At 63.9% G+C, this 15,175-nt stretch carries 14 protein-coding genes; 4 read left to right on the forward strand and 10 right to left on the reverse strand.

Annotated elements, in window-relative coordinates; all coding sequences use genetic code 11:
- Position 1: 1 nt before the first annotated feature.
- The 4 genes from EN949_RS09065 to EN949_RS09080 all read right to left on the reverse strand — a co-directional run bounded on the left by EN949_RS09065 (position 2) and on the right by EN949_RS09080 (position 4,547).
- The gene (locus EN949_RS09065; RefSeq protein ID WP_013529092.1) at positions 2-904 is read right to left on the reverse strand and encodes a branched-chain amino acid ABC transporter permease; all 903 of its coding nucleotides are present in this window, start codon (positions 902-904) and stop codon (positions 2-4) included.
- Between the two features lie 334 nt (positions 905-1,238).
- Entirely contained in the window at positions 1,239-2,240 is a 1,002-nt protein-coding gene (locus EN949_RS09070; protein WP_064995929.1) for a 4-hydroxyproline epimerase, read from the reverse strand.
- Between the two features lie 32 nt (positions 2,241-2,272).
- Positions 2,273-3,505: an FAD-binding oxidoreductase gene (locus EN949_RS09075; RefSeq protein WP_127371671.1), complete on the reverse strand. Its 1,233-nt coding sequence runs from the start codon at positions 3,503-3,505 to the stop codon at positions 2,273-2,275.
- Between the two features lie 148 nt (positions 3,506-3,653).
- Complete coding sequence (locus EN949_RS09080) at positions 3,654-4,547, reverse strand: dihydrodipicolinate synthase family protein (protein ID WP_024502892.1); 894 nt, start codon at positions 4,545-4,547, stop codon at positions 3,654-3,656.
- 69 nt (positions 4,548-4,616) lie between these two features.
- Between EN949_RS09080 and EN949_RS09085 the strand changes: the two genes are divergently transcribed.
- Positions 4,617-5,309, forward strand: coding sequence for a GntR family transcriptional regulator (locus tag EN949_RS09085; RefSeq protein WP_050596296.1), 693 nt, complete (start codon positions 4,617-4,619; stop codon positions 5,307-5,309).
- Positions 5,310-5,361: 52 nt separating this feature from the next.
- Here the strand turns inward: EN949_RS09085 and EN949_RS09090 are convergent, their stop codons facing one another.
- Both EN949_RS09090 and EN949_RS09095 read right to left on the reverse strand, forming a co-directional pair.
- Positions 5,362-5,661: a hypothetical protein gene (locus tag EN949_RS09090; protein WP_024502890.1), complete on the reverse strand. Its 300-nt coding sequence runs from the start codon at positions 5,659-5,661 to the stop codon at positions 5,362-5,364.
- A 217-nt stretch (positions 5,662-5,878) separates the two neighbouring features.
- On the reverse strand, positions 5,879-7,375 hold the full coding sequence (locus tag EN949_RS09095; RefSeq protein WP_013529086.1) for a CoA-acylating methylmalonate-semialdehyde dehydrogenase: 1,497 nt from the start codon (positions 7,373-7,375) through the stop codon (positions 5,879-5,881).
- A 218-nt stretch (positions 7,376-7,593) separates the two neighbouring features.
- Here EN949_RS09095 and EN949_RS09100 point away from each other — a divergent pair, with 218 nt between their 5' ends.
- From EN949_RS09100 to EN949_RS09110, 3 genes are all read left to right on the forward strand, one after another.
- Positions 7,594-8,475 (forward strand): LysR family transcriptional regulator, encoded by an 882-nt coding sequence (locus tag EN949_RS09100; RefSeq protein ID WP_127367476.1) that lies wholly within the window; start codon positions 7,594-7,596, stop codon positions 8,473-8,475.
- A gap of 216 nt (positions 8,476-8,691) precedes the next feature.
- A complete protein-coding gene (locus EN949_RS09105; protein ID WP_127367477.1) occupies positions 8,692-9,135 on the forward strand; it encodes a hypothetical protein in 444 nt (147 codons plus the stop codon).
- On the forward strand, positions 9,132-11,288 hold the full coding sequence (locus EN949_RS09110) for a phospholipase D-like domain-containing protein (protein ID WP_127371672.1): 2,157 nt from the start codon (positions 9,132-9,134) through the stop codon (positions 11,286-11,288). The genes EN949_RS09105 and EN949_RS09110 overlap by 4 nt, the downstream gene beginning before the upstream one ends.
- 4 nt (positions 11,289-11,292) lie before the next feature.
- Here the strand turns inward: EN949_RS09110 and EN949_RS09115 are convergent, their stop codons facing one another.
- The 4 genes from EN949_RS09115 to alr all read right to left on the reverse strand — a co-directional run bounded on the left by EN949_RS09115 (position 11,293) and on the right by alr (position 15,062).
- Positions 11,293-12,549 carry a D-amino acid dehydrogenase gene (locus tag EN949_RS09115; RefSeq protein WP_013529082.1) on the reverse strand — a complete coding sequence of 419 codons (1,257 nt, stop codon included), beginning with the start codon at positions 12,547-12,549 and terminating at the stop codon, positions 11,293-11,295.
- 119 nt (positions 12,550-12,668) lie between these two features.
- The gene (locus EN949_RS09120; RefSeq protein ID WP_013529081.1) at positions 12,669-13,223 is read right to left on the reverse strand and encodes a nucleoside-diphosphate kinase; all 555 of its coding nucleotides are present in this window, start codon (positions 13,221-13,223) and stop codon (positions 12,669-12,671) included.
- A 2-nt stretch (positions 13,224-13,225) separates the two neighbouring features.
- Entirely contained in the window at positions 13,226-13,648 is a 423-nt protein-coding gene (rnk, locus tag EN949_RS09125) for a nucleoside diphosphate kinase regulator (RefSeq protein ID WP_027162554.1), read from the reverse strand.
- Between the two features lie 274 nt (positions 13,649-13,922).
- Positions 13,923-15,062, reverse strand: a complete 1,140-nt coding sequence (alr, locus tag EN949_RS09130) for an alanine racemase (RefSeq protein ID WP_127366640.1) — start codon at positions 15,060-15,062, stop codon at positions 13,923-13,925.
- Positions 15,063-15,175 lie beyond the last annotated feature (113 nt).

The raw sequence follows: 15,175 nt of genomic DNA on the forward strand, positions 1-15,175 counted from the left end.
CTCAGACCTTTTCGACTTCTGGCCGGCCCAATATGCCGGAAGGCAGGAAGATCAGCACGATGGCCAGGATCGAGAACGCCGCGACATCCTTGTAGTCGATCGAGAAATAGGCCGACCACATGCTCTCGATGAAGCCGATCATCAACCCGCCGACCACCGCGCCCGGCAGCGAACCGATGCCGCCCAGCACCGCCGCCGTGAAGGCTTTCACGCCCGGCGTGAAACCATCCGAGAAGGCAATGACGCCGTAATACATCAGGAACAAAGTGCCGGCGACCGCGGCAAGGGCCGCACCCATGATGAAGGTGATCGAGATGGTACGGTCGACATCGATGCCGAGCAGCGCCGCCATCTTGCGGTCCTGCTCACAGGCCCGTTGCGCTCGTCCAAGCGAGGTCTTGTTGACCAGATACCAGAACAGCGCCAGCAGCAGCGCCGTGACGACGACGATGATGATCTGCTTCAGCGACACGCTGATGCCGTTGATGTTGTAAACCTGGCTGACCATCGGCGGGATCGGCTTGTTGCGGGGACCCTGCGTCACCTGGACGAAGTTCGACAGCGCGATCGACATGCCGATGGCAGTGATCAGCGGGGCCAGTCGGAACGAACCGCGCAGCGGCCGGTAGGCCACCTTTTCGATCGTCCAGTTGTAGAGGCTGGTGAGCAGCATCGCCACGATCATCATGATCAGCAGCGCCAGCACAACCGGCACGGAATAGAACAGCGCGCCAAGGGCGAGGAAGACGATCAGTGCCGTGAAGGCACCCACCATGAAGATGTCGCCATGGGCGAAATTGATCATACCGATGATGCCGTAGACCATCGTGTAGCCGATCGCGATCAGCCCATAGATCGATCCCAGCGTCAGCCCGTTGATAAGCTGCTGGACAAAGTACTGCATGTGTACATGGCTCCCCTGGAATGTCGCCCATGCAGACGCATTCCTTTTCGTATTTCCCCTAGTCGTAAAGTTTCGAGCCCGGATTGCAACGTCATTTTTCAATCGTCATGCGTGTTTTCGAAGCACGCCGCCCGATTGCCCGTTTTCCATCATCCGACCCCTGGACTATCGCGGACCCTACCATTGGCATAACGCAATGTCTTTGACGATTCGACCGCATCATGCGCTCCGTTTCGAAGAAATCGCCGTCAAAATTAGGTGATGAAAGGAATCCTTGCGTTTTTGGCACGATCCATTTTTCAGGTCGTTGCTTTCCGCAAGGTCAGGATTCCCATCACTTGACAACAAACCCGTGCGCGAACGGGTCGCGGTTGTCGATGAAGATGGTGTTCAGTCCGGTCATGCGCGCCCAGCCGCCGATCGAGGGAATGATGGCCGGCTTGCCGGCCACGCTGACATCCTTTTCGACCTTCCCCTTGAACAGCGAACCGATGATCGATTCATGCACGAAGCTGTCTCCGGCCTTGAGTTTGCCCTTGGCATGAAGCTGCGCCATGCGCGCCGAGGTGCCGGTGCCGCAGGGCGAGCGGTCGATCGCCTTGTCGCCGTAGAACACGGCATTGCGGGCATCCGCCCCATCCACCGTCGGCGCACCGGTCCACAGCATGTGCGACACCCGGTTGATGCCAGGATTTTCCGGATGCACGAAGGAATATTTCTCGTTGAGCCGCTGCCGCACCACCGGGCTCCAGGCGATGAAGTCGCCCGCCGAATGATCGGCCATGTCGCGATAGTTCTCCTGCGGTTCGACGATGGCGTAGAAGTTGCCGCCATAGGCGACGTCGACGGTGATTTCACCGAGCCCAGGGCATTCGACCGTCAGCCCCTCGGCATGGAGGAAGGATGGCACATTGGTGATGCGCACCTCCTCGACATAGTCGCCGACCTGCTTGTATTCGGCGACGACCAGCCCGGCCGGCGTGTCGAGCCTGAGCACGCCCGGCGTCTTTGGTTTGATCAGTCCGTGCTCGATGGCCATCGTCACCGTACCGATCGTGCCATGGCCGCACATCGGCAGGCAGCCGGAGGTTTCGATGAACAGGATGGCGATGTCGCAATCCTCGCGCGTCGGCGGATAGAGGATCGAACCGGACATCACGTCGTGGCCGCGCGGCTCGAACATCAGCCCGGTGCGGATCCAGTCATACTCGGCCAGAAAATGCGCACGCCGCTCCATCATCGTCGCGCCCTGCAACAGCGGGCCGCCGCCGGCGACCAGCCGCACAGGATTGCCGCAGGTGTGGCCGTCTATGCAGAAGAAGGATTTCTTGGCCATGACGCTCCTCGAAAATCAAAAACCCGAAAAAATCAAAATCGTTGCGGACCGAAGGGGGCCAGATCGATCGGCGGAGTCTGCCCCAGGACAAGATCCCTGATCAACCGTCCGGTGGCCGCCGCCTGGGTCAGGCCGAGATGGCCATGGCCGAAGGCATAGACCACCGACCGCTTTCCCGGCGCGCCGCCGATGACGGGCACTGAATCCGGCAGCGAGGGGCGGAACCCCATCCATTCGCGCCCACCCGAGGGATCGAGCCCCGGCAGGAATTTCTGTGCCTTCTGCAGCAGCGCCTTCGACCTGGCATAATTGGGCGGCCGCTCGATGCCGCCGAGTTCGACGGCGCCGCCGACGCGCAGGCCCGTTTCGAGCGGCGTGACGACGAAACCATGGCCGGAGAAGATCAGCATCCGCTTCACGTCGAAGGCACTCGTGGGCAAGGTGGTGTTGTAGCCGCGCTCGGTCTCCAGCGGAATGCGATCGCCGAGTTGCTTGGCCAGCAGATGCGACCAGGCGCCGGCGGCGACGACGAGGTGCCGGGCCTGTCTGGTCGTGCCGTCTGCCAACGTCAGCGTCGCTCCATCCTGATCCGCCGCGACTTGGCTGATCCGGACCAGCTCAAAGCGAGCGCCCTTGGCCTGCGCATAGGTCCACACCGCTTTGCCCAGCAGTTTCGGGTCGGCGACCGTCTTCCATCCCGGCACGAACGTGCCTTTGATGAAGCGCGGCGACAGGCCCGGCTGCAAGGCGGCCAGTTCCTCGCCCTCGACGTGGCGGAAACCGATGCCGAAACGCTTACGCGCCGCCCAGCCGGGCAGCCCGGCCTGAAATTCGGCTTCGCTTTCGTAAAGCTCGAGCGAGCCATCCTCGCGCAGCATCGACCGCGTGCCTGAGCGATCGAGCAAGCCCATCCACTCCGCCTCGGCAAGCTTCATCATGCCTGCTTGAGCGGCAAGGCTCGCCTCGTATTTCCCCGGCGCACCGGCGCGCCAGAAGCGGATCAGCCAGGGCAGAAGCGTCGGCAGGTAGGCGGGCGGGATGCTGAGCGGGCCGAGCGGATCGGCCAGCCATTTCGGCAGCTGCCGCATCATGCCCTTGTGCGCCAGCGGCAGCACGTCGGAGAAGGCGAAGGCGGCGGCATTGCCCGAGCTCGTCTCCTCGCAAATGCCTGTGCGATCGAAGACGGTGACCCTGCGTCCCGCCTCAGCGAGAGAAGCAGCGGCACAGATACCGATGATGCCGCCACCGACGATGGCTATGTCCAACCCTTCTCCCCGTTCACGGGGAGAAGGCGCCCGAAGGGCGGATGAGGGGCTGCGCCCCGCTTCTGTCGACTTGGAATTTCCTTGCACGTGGGCGCTGCCCCTTATCTGGCTGCCACCATCTTCTCCCTGCGAACAGGAAGAAGAAGCCTCAGAACTGCGGCAGTGTCGGCCGCACCGCGAGCGCATCCTTGACGATCTTCTCGACGGACTTGCGGCGATCGCCAGACAGCGGCTGTCGCGGCATGCGAACGCGGTCATTTGTGTTGATCGCGAACACTTCGGCAAGCTTGATGTTTTGGACCAGATAGGTCGAGACGTCGAGATCGAGCAGCGGCCGGAACCAGCGGTAGATGCCGAGCGCCTCTTCGCGGCGACCCTGCTTCATCAGCTGGTAGATGGCGACCGTCTCGCGCGGGAACGCGGTGACCAGTCCGGCCACCCAACCGATGGCGCCGACCGACAGCGCCTCGAAGGCCAGATTGTCGACGCCGGTGAACAGGTCGTAGCGAGTGCCCAGGCGATTGATGATCTCGGTCGAACGACGGATGTCGTCGGAGGATTCCTTGATCGCGACAAAGCGCTCGTCCGACGCCAGCTCCTCCATCTGGTCGACGCTGACGTCGACGCGGTAGGCAAGCCGGTTGGAGTAGATCATGACCGGCAGGTCGCCAGCCTGCGCGACCGCGCGCAGCGCCGCGACCGTCTCTTCCGCATTGGTGTGGTAGATCGGGCTCGGCACGACCATCAGGCCGTTGGCGCCTTCCCGGCTCGCGCGCTTGGCGATGCTGGCGGCCTCGCGTGTGCCGGCCTCGTTGACCGTCAGCAGCACCGGCTTCTTGCCGGCGACCTTTTGTGCGGTCTTCAGCACCTCGATCTTCTCATCGGGCGACAGCATCGGCCCCTCGCCGAGCGATCCGCAAACGATGATGCCGTCGCAGCCAGCTTCCATCTGCAGGTTGAAGCAGCGCTCCATCTCGGCATGATCGAGGCGATCATCCGCGGTGAATTTGGTCGTGACGGCAGGAAAAACTCCGGTCCACATGATCATCTCTCCATCTGATATATCACTGGTATATCTATTAACAAACCGGCTGTCAATGCGGAATCCGTTATGATATATTCAAGATATATCAGGAGAGCGCATTTGATATCCACGGCAGCAAGCACCTCGGCGGAGCCGGCCGCGACCAGGGCCTACCATGTGCTCGAGCACATGATCGTCACGCTCGAACTGGCCCCGGCAAGCTTCGTCACCGAGGGCGCCCTGATCGACAGGCTCGGGCTTGGCAGGACACCGGTGCGCGAGGCGATCCAGCGGCTGGCCTGGGAAGGGCTGCTCGACATCAGGCCGCGCGCCGGCATTGCCATCGCCCCGCTGCATCCCGGCGACTGGCTGCGCGTGCTCGACGCGCGTCGCGGCGTCGAGGTGGTGCTGGCCCGCTCGGCCGCCCGCTTCGTCACCCGCGAGGCCGCCGACCTGTTTCACGAAGCAGCGCTTGCCATGCAGAAAGCGGTGATCTCGGGCAACGTGCTTGCCTTCATTCAGGCCGACAAGGCACTTGACGAAGCGTTGGCGCTCGCTGCCGACAATCCCTTCGCCGCCCGTTTGGCCGCTCCTTTGCAGACCCACAGCCGCCGCTTCTGGTTCCGCTACAAGGCCGAGACCGGTCTTGCCGAATCCGCCGAGCACCATGTCGCGCTGATCCGCTCGATCCTTGCCGGCGACGAGGAGGCCGCGGCCAAGGATGCCAAACGCCTGATGGCGCTGCTGCGCGGCCACGCCGAAACGGCTGCGACGCGCTGAGCGTCTTTTAATCCGATGCGCTTTCGTCGCCGGTGCTTCCTCGAAGCTCGGATCACGTCCCTGGCAAGGCAGCCGCCGCCATCAACGAACCATCCCAGCCTTCGCCCGCCGTGATGACGCAGCTCTGACCATGCGTGTCGGTGGCAAGGATCGTCCAGGTGCCCTGGTCGGAGACGAATATCTCAAGAATGACGCTCGGGTTGACCAGGCCGCGCGCAGCCTCGCTTTCGTGGAATTTTTCCCCGAGCGCTTTGATCATATCCGCACGGGCTGCGCATTGCTCCGCCATCGCCGGGACGGCGGCAAACGCGGAAACCGCCGCGAAAAATAGCGTTGCCACAAGACGGGTCATCTGACACCTCCTTGCGCCAGACGATGTCCCCGAAGCTGTCGCCAGCGCCGTTGCTTGATCTGCCGTACCTCCTTGCGGCAGGACTGCAAACCAAGACGGCAGATGCCCACTTGGTTCCATCACATTAGCGTTCACGCAGATAGGGTCGTCGCCGACCTGCAAAAAAGCCCGGGCGCGAGCGCCCGGGCCTCAAATTCAAAATCAATCTGTTGTCCGGTCAGTTCATCGTCGGGATGACGAATTCGGCACCGTCCTTGATCCCGGACGGCCAGCGCGAGGTCACCGTCTTGGTCTTGGTGTAGAAACGGAACGCGTCCGGGCCGTGCTGGTTGAGGTCGCCGAAGGAAGACGCCTTCCAACCGCCGAAGGTGTAGTAGGCGATCGGCACCGGGATCGGCACATTGATGCCGACCATGCCGACCTGGACACGGCTTGCGAAGTCGCGCGCGGCATCGCCGTCACGGGTGAAGATGGCGACGCCATTGCCCATCTCATGGTCGTTGGCGAGCTTGATCGCGCTCTCATAGGTCGGCGCGCGCACAACCGACAACACCGGCCCAAAGATCTCTTCCTTGTAGATGCGCATGTCCGCGGTGACGTTGTCGAACAGGCAGCCGCCCATATAGTAGCCGTCTTCATAGCCCTGCATGGAGAAGCCGCGGCCGTCGACGACCAGCTTGGCGCCTTCCTTGACGCCGGTGTCGACATAGCCCTTGACCCGCTCCAGGGCTTGGCGCGTCACCAGCGGGCCGAAATCGGCGGAAGAGTCGGTCGAAGGACCGACCTTCAGGCTTTCGACGCGCGGGATCAGCTTTTCCATCAGCCGGTTGGCGGTGTCGTTGCCGACCGGGACGGCAACCGAGATCGCCATGCAGCGTTCGCCGGCCGAGCCGTAGCCGGCGCCGATCAGCGCGTCGACCGTCTGGTCCATGTCGGCATCGGGCATGATGATCATGTGGTTCTTGGCGCCGCCGAAGCACTGCACGCGCTTGCCGGCGGCCGTGCCGCGCGAATAGATGTAGTGGGCGATCGGCGTCGAGCCGACAAAGCCGATGGCCTTGATGTCGGGATCGTCGAGGATGGCGTCGACCACGTCCTTGTCGCCATTGACGACATTGAGGATGCCCGCCGGCAGGCCAGCTTCGAGGAACAGTTCGGCGATGCGCATCGGCACGCCCGGATCGCGCTCCGACGGCTTCAGGATGAAGGCGTTGCCGCAGGCGATGGCCGGCGCGATCTTCCACAGCGGGATCATTGCCGGGAAGTTGAACGGCGTGATGCCGGCGACGACGCCGAGCGGCTGGCGCATCGAATAGACGTCGATGCCGGGGCCGGCGCCGTCGGTGAATTCACCCTTCATCATGTGCGGCGCGCCGATGCAGACTTCGACCACTTCGAGGCCGCGCTGGATGTCGCCCTTGGCGTCGGCGATCGTCTTGCCGTGTTCGCGCGCCAGGATGTCGGCCAGTTCGTCATAGTCGCGGGCGACCAGTTCGAGAAACTTCATCAGCACGCGCACGCGACGCTGCGGGTTGGTTGCGGCCCATTTCGGCTGCGCAGCCTTGGCGTTCTCCACCGCAGCGCGCAGTTCCGCCTGTGATGCCAGCGCCACCGTGCCGCGCACGGAGCCGTCCATCGGCTGCATGACATCCTGCTTGCGGCCGCTGGTCCCGGCGACGTGCTTGCCGCCGATGAAATGACCATAGTCGATCATGATTTCTCTCCCTTGTTTGTGATGCTGCATTGTCCGCCTTTGGCCGGCGGATGGCAACGCGACGGAGAACGCAACCGTTGTGCGGAAAGTAGATAGCGGTTGACGGACGAGCATCAATTCTCGCAAATGCGGAGACCCCGTCTGATAGCAGCAGGGATTGAGAGATTGAGTTCCCACCACAGGACGCGGCGTCAGCGATTGTCATCTGGACCATCCCCATGAACTGGGATGACGTCCGCATCTTCCTTGCCGTGGCGCGTGCCGGCCAGATCCTTGGCGCCGCCAAACGGCTGGAGCTCAACCACGCCACCGTCTCACGCCGCATCGCCGCACTCGAGGATGCGCTTCGGACAAAGCTGTTTCGCCGGCTGACCACCGGCAGCGAGCTGACTCCCGCCGGCGAGCGCTTCCTCGACATTGCCGAGCGCATGGAGGGCGACATGATCGCCGCGCGCTCGACCATATCAGGCGAAGGCGACGATGTTTCCGGCACGGTGCGCATCGGCGCCCCGGACGGTTTTGGCGTTGCCTTCCTGGCCAAGCGCCTTGGCGCGCTGACCGCCCTGCACCGCGAGCTGACGATCCAGCTGGTGCCGGTGCCGCGCTCCTTCTCCCTGTCGCGCCGCGAGGCGGACATCGCCATCACTGTCGAGCGGCCGACCGAAGGCCGGCTGGTGGCGGGAAAGCTGGTCGACTATTCGCTCGGCCTGTTTGCCTCGCGCGCTTATGTCGAAGCCAATGGTCTGCCCAAAACAGCGGCCGAACTCGGCCAGCACACCCTTATCGGCTATGTGCCGGATCTCATTGTCAGCCCTTCGCTCGACTACGCGGCCGAATTCAGCGCGGACTGGCGCACCAGTTTCGCCATCTCCTCGGCGCTCGGCCAGGCCGAAGCAGTGCGCTCGGGCGCCGGCATCGGCATCCTGCACACCTTCGTCGCCCGCTCGATGCCGGAACTCGTGCCGGTCGATGTCGTGGCACCCATCCGCCGCGCCTACTGGCTGGTCTATCACGAATCGGTCAGGCCACTGCGCCGCGTCCAGATCGTCGCCAGCTTCATCACCAAGATGGTGGAGCGGGAGCGGAACCTGTTCGTCTGAGGCATGTCGCCCAAAACTGATCTCGGTTTTGGGCGAACGACATGCATAAACTAAGACGCTAAAGCGCATCGCATGAATCCGATCAAACGCGATACGCTTTGGCCGTGCCGCCTTTTCCTTGCCACAAAACCGGCCAGTGTGGCATCAGGCGTGCGGTCGCCGGCCACGGGCAGGTCGCCGGGTGGGGAACCTTTCAGAAAGCTGGCGCGGATAGACATGCGAGCCGTTCTTGCCATCCTGCCGCTGCTTTTCATTTCCGCTTGCGCCAATCCGTGGACGAAGGTTCCGGAGGCCGAACTGCCCAAACCGATCCGCTACGCCATGGCGCGGCCTTCGCCTTTCGTCTTCGGCAATTATTGCGGCCCCGGCACCCGCACCGGCGATCTGTCGGCCCAACCGGTCGATCGCCTCGACGCGGCCTGCCAGACGCATGATGCCTGCTACGTCGCCCGCCACAACCATTGCGACTGCGACGGCGCCCTGGTTGCCTCGGCGAAAGCGATCCGTGACGACAACGCAACGCCGCGCAAGATGCGCGGCGAGGCCGAACTGCTGATCGCCACCTTTGCCATCCCCGTCTGCAAGGTCTTCCCGCAGGGTTTCATGCCGCCGCGCGATCCGGCGCAATTGAGTGCCTTGAAGACCGGAGCTGCCGGGTGAAGGGTCGCGCATTCACCGCCGTCGTTCTGTTCGGGCTGGCTGTCCTTGCCGGCTGTGCCGGTACTGGTCGCAATGCCTGCGATCTCCTGCAAGGCCAGAGCGCTTGCGCGCGACCCGCGCTCTCCGCGGAGACAGCTGGGCCACGGATCGCCGCCGCGCAGTTTTTCGGCGACGCCGGCACCAGCGACTACGAAAAACGCTTCCTGGCGCTGCTCGCCCGCCATCAGCTTGGCGCCATGGACCGCGCCAACGGCACCGGCCCTTTCGGCCACGACCGCCATGAGATCGCCAACAGCGATTTCCAGGCGACCTACCGGACGCTGCAAAAACTGGCCGGGCCGGTTGCCGAAATGCATCTGCCGCCGGCCGGCGCCAACAGCGGCGAGGGTCATTTTGACGGACGCTGGCGGGTGTCGCGACAGACGCTCTACATCGATGCGGCGGCGCAGCCTTCGGCGCCCAAGACCTTCGATTTCTCCGGCCTGCAAGCGCGCAGCGTCGAGATCGTGCTGCGCCAGGCCGGCAAGCAACCGGCCGACATCGAAGGCGTCTGCGACGGCACGCTGGCGATCCGTGCCGGCGGCGCTTCACGCACCATCGCCACGGGCACGGCATTTCGCTTTCGCCTGTCCGGCGAGGACGATACGGTCAGCCTGTTTCCAAGTGACGGCCTGAACCGCTGCGCGGCAAGAATCCGCTCCAGCCTTGCTCCGGCCGGCGCGCCGCTCACCATCCGACGCGAAGAGACCGCCGATCCGGCGCTTGCCGCTTTCGACAGTCGCTACGAGCGTTGCCCGACGCCAGACCCAACCGGCCTCGATCCTCTCAGCCGCGCCTTCTATGCCAGCCGTTGGCTGTCGCAGACCTGTGCCTTGCCGATCGGAAAGCCGCGCCTGCTGCGCAAATCGCGCGATGGCTTCAACGCCAAGGTCGAGGCGCTGATGGGAGCGCCGCTGTCCGACAGCGCCATCGACAAGGGCGACCCGGAGCTGCCGCTCGACTTCTCCAGGGCCCCAAAACTGAAGCTGATCTATCTGTCATCCCTGGAGTTCAAGGCCGACTTCTCCGGCCGCATCATCGAACGGCTGATCCGTCATCATGCAGCCCTCGGCACCAAGGTGCGCATCCTGGTCACCGACGTGCTGGAGCGCGACAAGGACGACGCCATGCTGCATCGGCTGGCGGCCGAATTCCCCAATGTCGGGCTGCAGGAATATCGCTGGCGGGCGGACCGGGGCGCGCCGATCGACGAGCAGATTTCACAATTGCACAAGGTCCATCACGTCAAGATGCTGGCGACGCTTGCCGACGATCCACGGCGGTCGCGCGCCATCGTCGGCGGCCGCAACATCCATGACGGCTTCCTGTTCCACCAGCCGATCGATCTGTCGCGCTATCCCGACCTTGAGCAATACGGCAAGACCGATGGATTCTCGCTGAACTACTATTCGAACTGGAGCGACTTCGACATCGAGTTCGCCGATCCGGCCACGGTCGAGACCCTTGCCGCGCATCTTTCGACAGTGTGGCTGCGCGACGCCGACACCAATCTGGCGCGCCCCTTCTCCATTCCGGTCCGGTCCGACGGCGCCCGTCCTTCAGGCACGGCACGACACTTCATTTCGGTGCCTTACGAGGATGGCCATGCGCTGGAGGATTATTTCGTCGAGTTGGTCGACGCCGCCCAGCACCATATCCAGATCGTTAATCCCTACCTCAACCTGACGCCCAAGCTTGCCCAGGCTGTTGACCGGGCGCTCGCGCGCGGCGTCAGGATCGACATTGTCGGCCGCATCGATCTCAAGGGCGATATCGGCGGCAAGTTCCTCACCGCGCTCAACAAGCTGTTCGTCGAGAAATATGGCGACCGCATCAACATCCGCGAGTTCAAGGCGCCTGACGTGGTGCTGCATTCCAAGATCATGATGATCGACGAAAGGCTGGTCGCCATCTCGTCGGTCAATCTCAACAACCGCAGCTTCTTCCACGACAGTGAGAACGGCATGATGGTGCTCGATCCGGCCTTCTACACCAGGATGAAGCCGATCTATGACGACTATGTCGCCCACTCCAATCCGGTCGCCACCAATGTGACGATCCCGTGGGCGTATCGGCTGCTTTTCGACGAGGACTGGGTCCGGCAGGCGTTCTGACTCTCTAGCGCAGATAGCGCTCCTGCGCGAGGTCGCGGACGTCGATGTCAGGCACCCGGTTGGAGATGATGTCGGCCAGCACCTTGCCCGAGCCGCAAGCCATGGTCCAGCCGAGCGTGCCGTGGCCGGTGTTGAGATAGAGATTGGAAAGCTCGGTGCGGCCGATCAGCGGCGGGCCATCCGGCGTCATCGGCCGCAGCCCGCACCAGAACGTCGCGTCCCGCATCGCGCCGGCGCCAGGAAAGAGATCGCCGACCGAGTGTTCCAGCGTGCGCCGCCGCGATTCGTGCAGCCTGAGGTCGAAACCGGAAATCTCGGCCGTGCCGCCAACCCGGATGCGGTCGCCAAGCCGGGTGATCGCCACCTTGTAGGTCTCGTCCATCACCGTCGACACCGGTGCCGCGGCGGCGTCCTTGATCGGCACGGTGATCGAATAGCCCTTGACCGGATAAACCGGGATCGGCCGCTTCACCCGGCGCATGAAACCCGCCGAATAACTGCCCAGCGCCATCACATAGGCGTCGGCGGTCTTCCAGCCCTTGCTGGTGCTGAGATTGGCAATGCGGTTGCGGCTGCGGATGACGCGCCAGATCGTCACGTCGTACTCGAACTTGACGCCGCGCGCCACGCAAAGCTCGGCCAGCCTGTCGGTGAACATCTTGCAGTCGCCGGTCTCGTCGTGCGGCAGCCTGAGGCCGCCGACGAACTTTTCGCGCACCCCGGCAAGGCCAGGCTCAGCCGCGATGCAACCGTCCTGGTCGAGGATCTCGTAAGGCACGCCATACTTCTTCAGCACCTCGACATCGCCGCCGGTGCCGTCAAGCTGCTTTTGCGTCCGGAACAGCTGCAGCGTGCCCTGGGTCCGCTCGTCATAGGCGATGCCGGTCGCTTCGCGCAGCGCCTTGAGCGTATCGCGGCTGTATTCGGCCAGCGGCACCATGCGCGCCTTGTTGATCGCATAGCGCTCGGCCGTGCAGTTGCGCAGCATCTTGATGAGCCATGTCCACATATGCGGATCGAAGGCCGGCCGCACCACCAGCGGGCCATGCTTCATCAGCAGCCATTTGATCGCCTTCAGCGGAATGCCGGGCCCGGCCCAGGGCGAGGCGTAGCCGGGCGAAATTTCGCCGGCATTGGCGAAGCTGGTTTCCAGCGCCGGGCCTTTCTGGCGGTCGAGAACCGTCACCTCGTGGCCGGCCTCGGCGAGAAAGTACGCCGTGGTCACTCCGATGACGCCGCCGCCCAGCACCATGATCTTCATCGTTTACTCCTTGCCGCGTCGCACGCCCTTGAGGACGCCTGGACGCGGCGCATTCCGATTTGCGCATGATCCCCGGCGAAAATCGATGCCGATTTTCGAGATCATGCAGTGTTGCCTGTTCACGCCGCCGCAGGACCGGGGTCGTCATCCCCTGTCTGCCGCATTCCGGCCCTTTCGCCAAGGGGCCGCCAATCGGCTGCGGCGCTGTAGACGAGGGTGAGCCCATGCGGCCGTCGCGCCTCGGCCTGGGATTTCTCCCTGACGGCACGCCGCGCGGCCTCCGGCTGGTAGAGCACGGTCGCGATCAGGACCGACTCCCGCCTGCCGTCGGCCTGTTCGATCCATGCAGTCTGGCCCTCGGCCATGCCGAGCATGCAAAGCCCCCGCCTTGTCATGATCGACAGGCTGGAGCCGACCGGGCCGCGCACCTCGTTCTGCACCAGGGTCCGGGTCTGGGCGGGGCCGGCATCGACACGGAATACCAGCCTGCTGTTCAGCGTCACGATATCGGATCCGACCGAATCGATCGCGACGACCTCGGCCTTGGAAAGCTTGTCTTCAAGCATTGGAACAATCGGATCCGCGAAAGCCCGCCGACGCTCCAACATGATTTCGAGGACGGCGAAGTCCTTTGTCGTCAGCTGGAAATTCGCGCCTGTCATCACCGTCTCCATGATCAGGCCCCCTCCCGCCCGCAGGCCGGCGTATCGACCACTTCGATGGTCGCCGACAGTTCCCGGCCGCCACGGCTGCTCCAGCACACCGTCTGCCCAGCGGTCGCGCCGATGAGCGCCGTCCCCATCGGCGTCAGCACCGAGATCCTGTTTTCACTGATGTCTGCTTCGCCGGGATAGACCAGCGTGACGCGCTGGATGTTGCCGCCATCGTTGCGGATTGTCACCGCCGAGCCCATCCGCACGACATTGGCCGGCATGGAAGCCGCTGCCGTGACAACGGCACGGTCCATCTCCGAAAGCAATTCTTCGGCCGTCTCGGGCACGCGGTCGAGCGACGCCCGCGCCAGGCCCGTCAGCCTATGATGGTCGGCATCGGTGACCAGAAGCCGGCTCGGTGGACGCAATCCTGTTGCATGTTGCATGGCAAACCTCATGACTTGGCGCATCGAACAGACGCGCGCCTGCCGCCGCGCAAACGGTGGCTTGATGAAAAACCGGCAGCCGCGAAGCTGTCTGGCTCGGGAATGATAATGTCAGGTAGAAATGCCCCGGTTCGGACGGACGCCAAAAGGCGACCGCGCCGGGGCTACGATCCCGCGATCGGGCAGACCCTGAACAAGGTTCTGATATAAGCTGGGTTGCTCATGCATGGAGCCTTGCCGACAGGCGTCCGCTTGTCAAGCGCGGCCAAACCGCTCAACCGCCGACATAGCGCCGGTAGAAGCGCGGGCCGAGGCTGGTCAGGATCTCGTAGCCGATGGTGCCGGCATGGCCGGCGGCGTCATCGACGCTTTGCGAGGGACCGAGCAGTTCGACCAGATCACCCTCGCGCAGCCTGCCGCCCGGCAGGGCGGAAATGTCGAGAATGATCGAATCCATCGACACCCGCCCGACGAAAGGTAGCCGCACGCCCTCGAACCAGGCGGCGGACGCGGCGCGGCGTTGCCAGCCATCAGCGTAGCCGAACGAAATCGTCGCCAGCCTGAGCGGGCCTTGCGCATGATAGCTGTGGCCATAGCCGACGCCGGCGCCTTTTTCGACGCTTCGCGTCTGTGCCACCTTTGCCTGCAACCGCACCACCGGCAGCATCGGATTGGGCTTTGCCGGCGTCGGATTGATGCCGTAGAGGGCGGCACCGGGGCGGGCGAGATCGTAGTGAAAGGACGGCCCAAGAAAGATGCCGGAGGAATTGGCCAGCGACGCCGGCGCCTTCGGCAACATTGCGCGCAGCCGCTCGAACACCGACCGCTGCTTCTCATTGGCCGGGTGCTCCGGCTCGTCGGCGCAGGCCAGATGGCTCATCACGAACCTGATGTCGATGCCGTCGAAGGCCTGCGGATCGGCGGCAACGCGCTCCACATCCCGGGGCGCCATGCCGAGCCGCGACATGCCGCTGTCGACCTGGACCGCGGCCGGAAGTTTTCGGCCGGCGCGGCGGGCCGCAGCACGCCAGGCTGTCAGTTGCTCGTGGCTGTTGATAACAACGCAAAGGTTTGCTGCCACAGCGTCCGGCTCGGCACCGGGCGGAATGCCGTTCAACACGAAAATGGCAGGGTCCGCCCCAAGCGAGCGGCGCAGGGCGACGCCTTCGCCCAGAAGCGCAACGAAGAAGATATCGCAGCCTTCGCGCAGCAGTGCCGCCCCGACCTGGCCGGCGCCAAGGCCGTAGCCGTCCGCCTTGAGCACACCAGCGCAGGCAACATCGCCCAACCGCGCCTTCAGCCGCCGGTAGTTTTCACGGATTGCACCGAGATCGATGGTGAGGATGGCCCCAGCCGCCACTTCGCTCGTGGCGGTGACCTCTTCTGGCGGCGATTTTTGGAGGGCGTCGTTCATGGCGACCGTTCTTGTGGTGGATGGGTTAGTCAGTAGTCAGTAGTCAGTAGTCAGTAGAATTTGGCGCGGACCGCAACAGAACATTCAACCCTACTCCCCTACTCCCCTACTCC

Origin of the sequence: Mesorhizobium sp. M7A.F.Ca.US.007.01.2.1, from assembly GCF_003998165.1 — a bacterium.
GTDB classification, from domain to species: domain Bacteria; phylum Pseudomonadota; class Alphaproteobacteria; order Rhizobiales; family Rhizobiaceae; genus Mesorhizobium; species Mesorhizobium ciceri.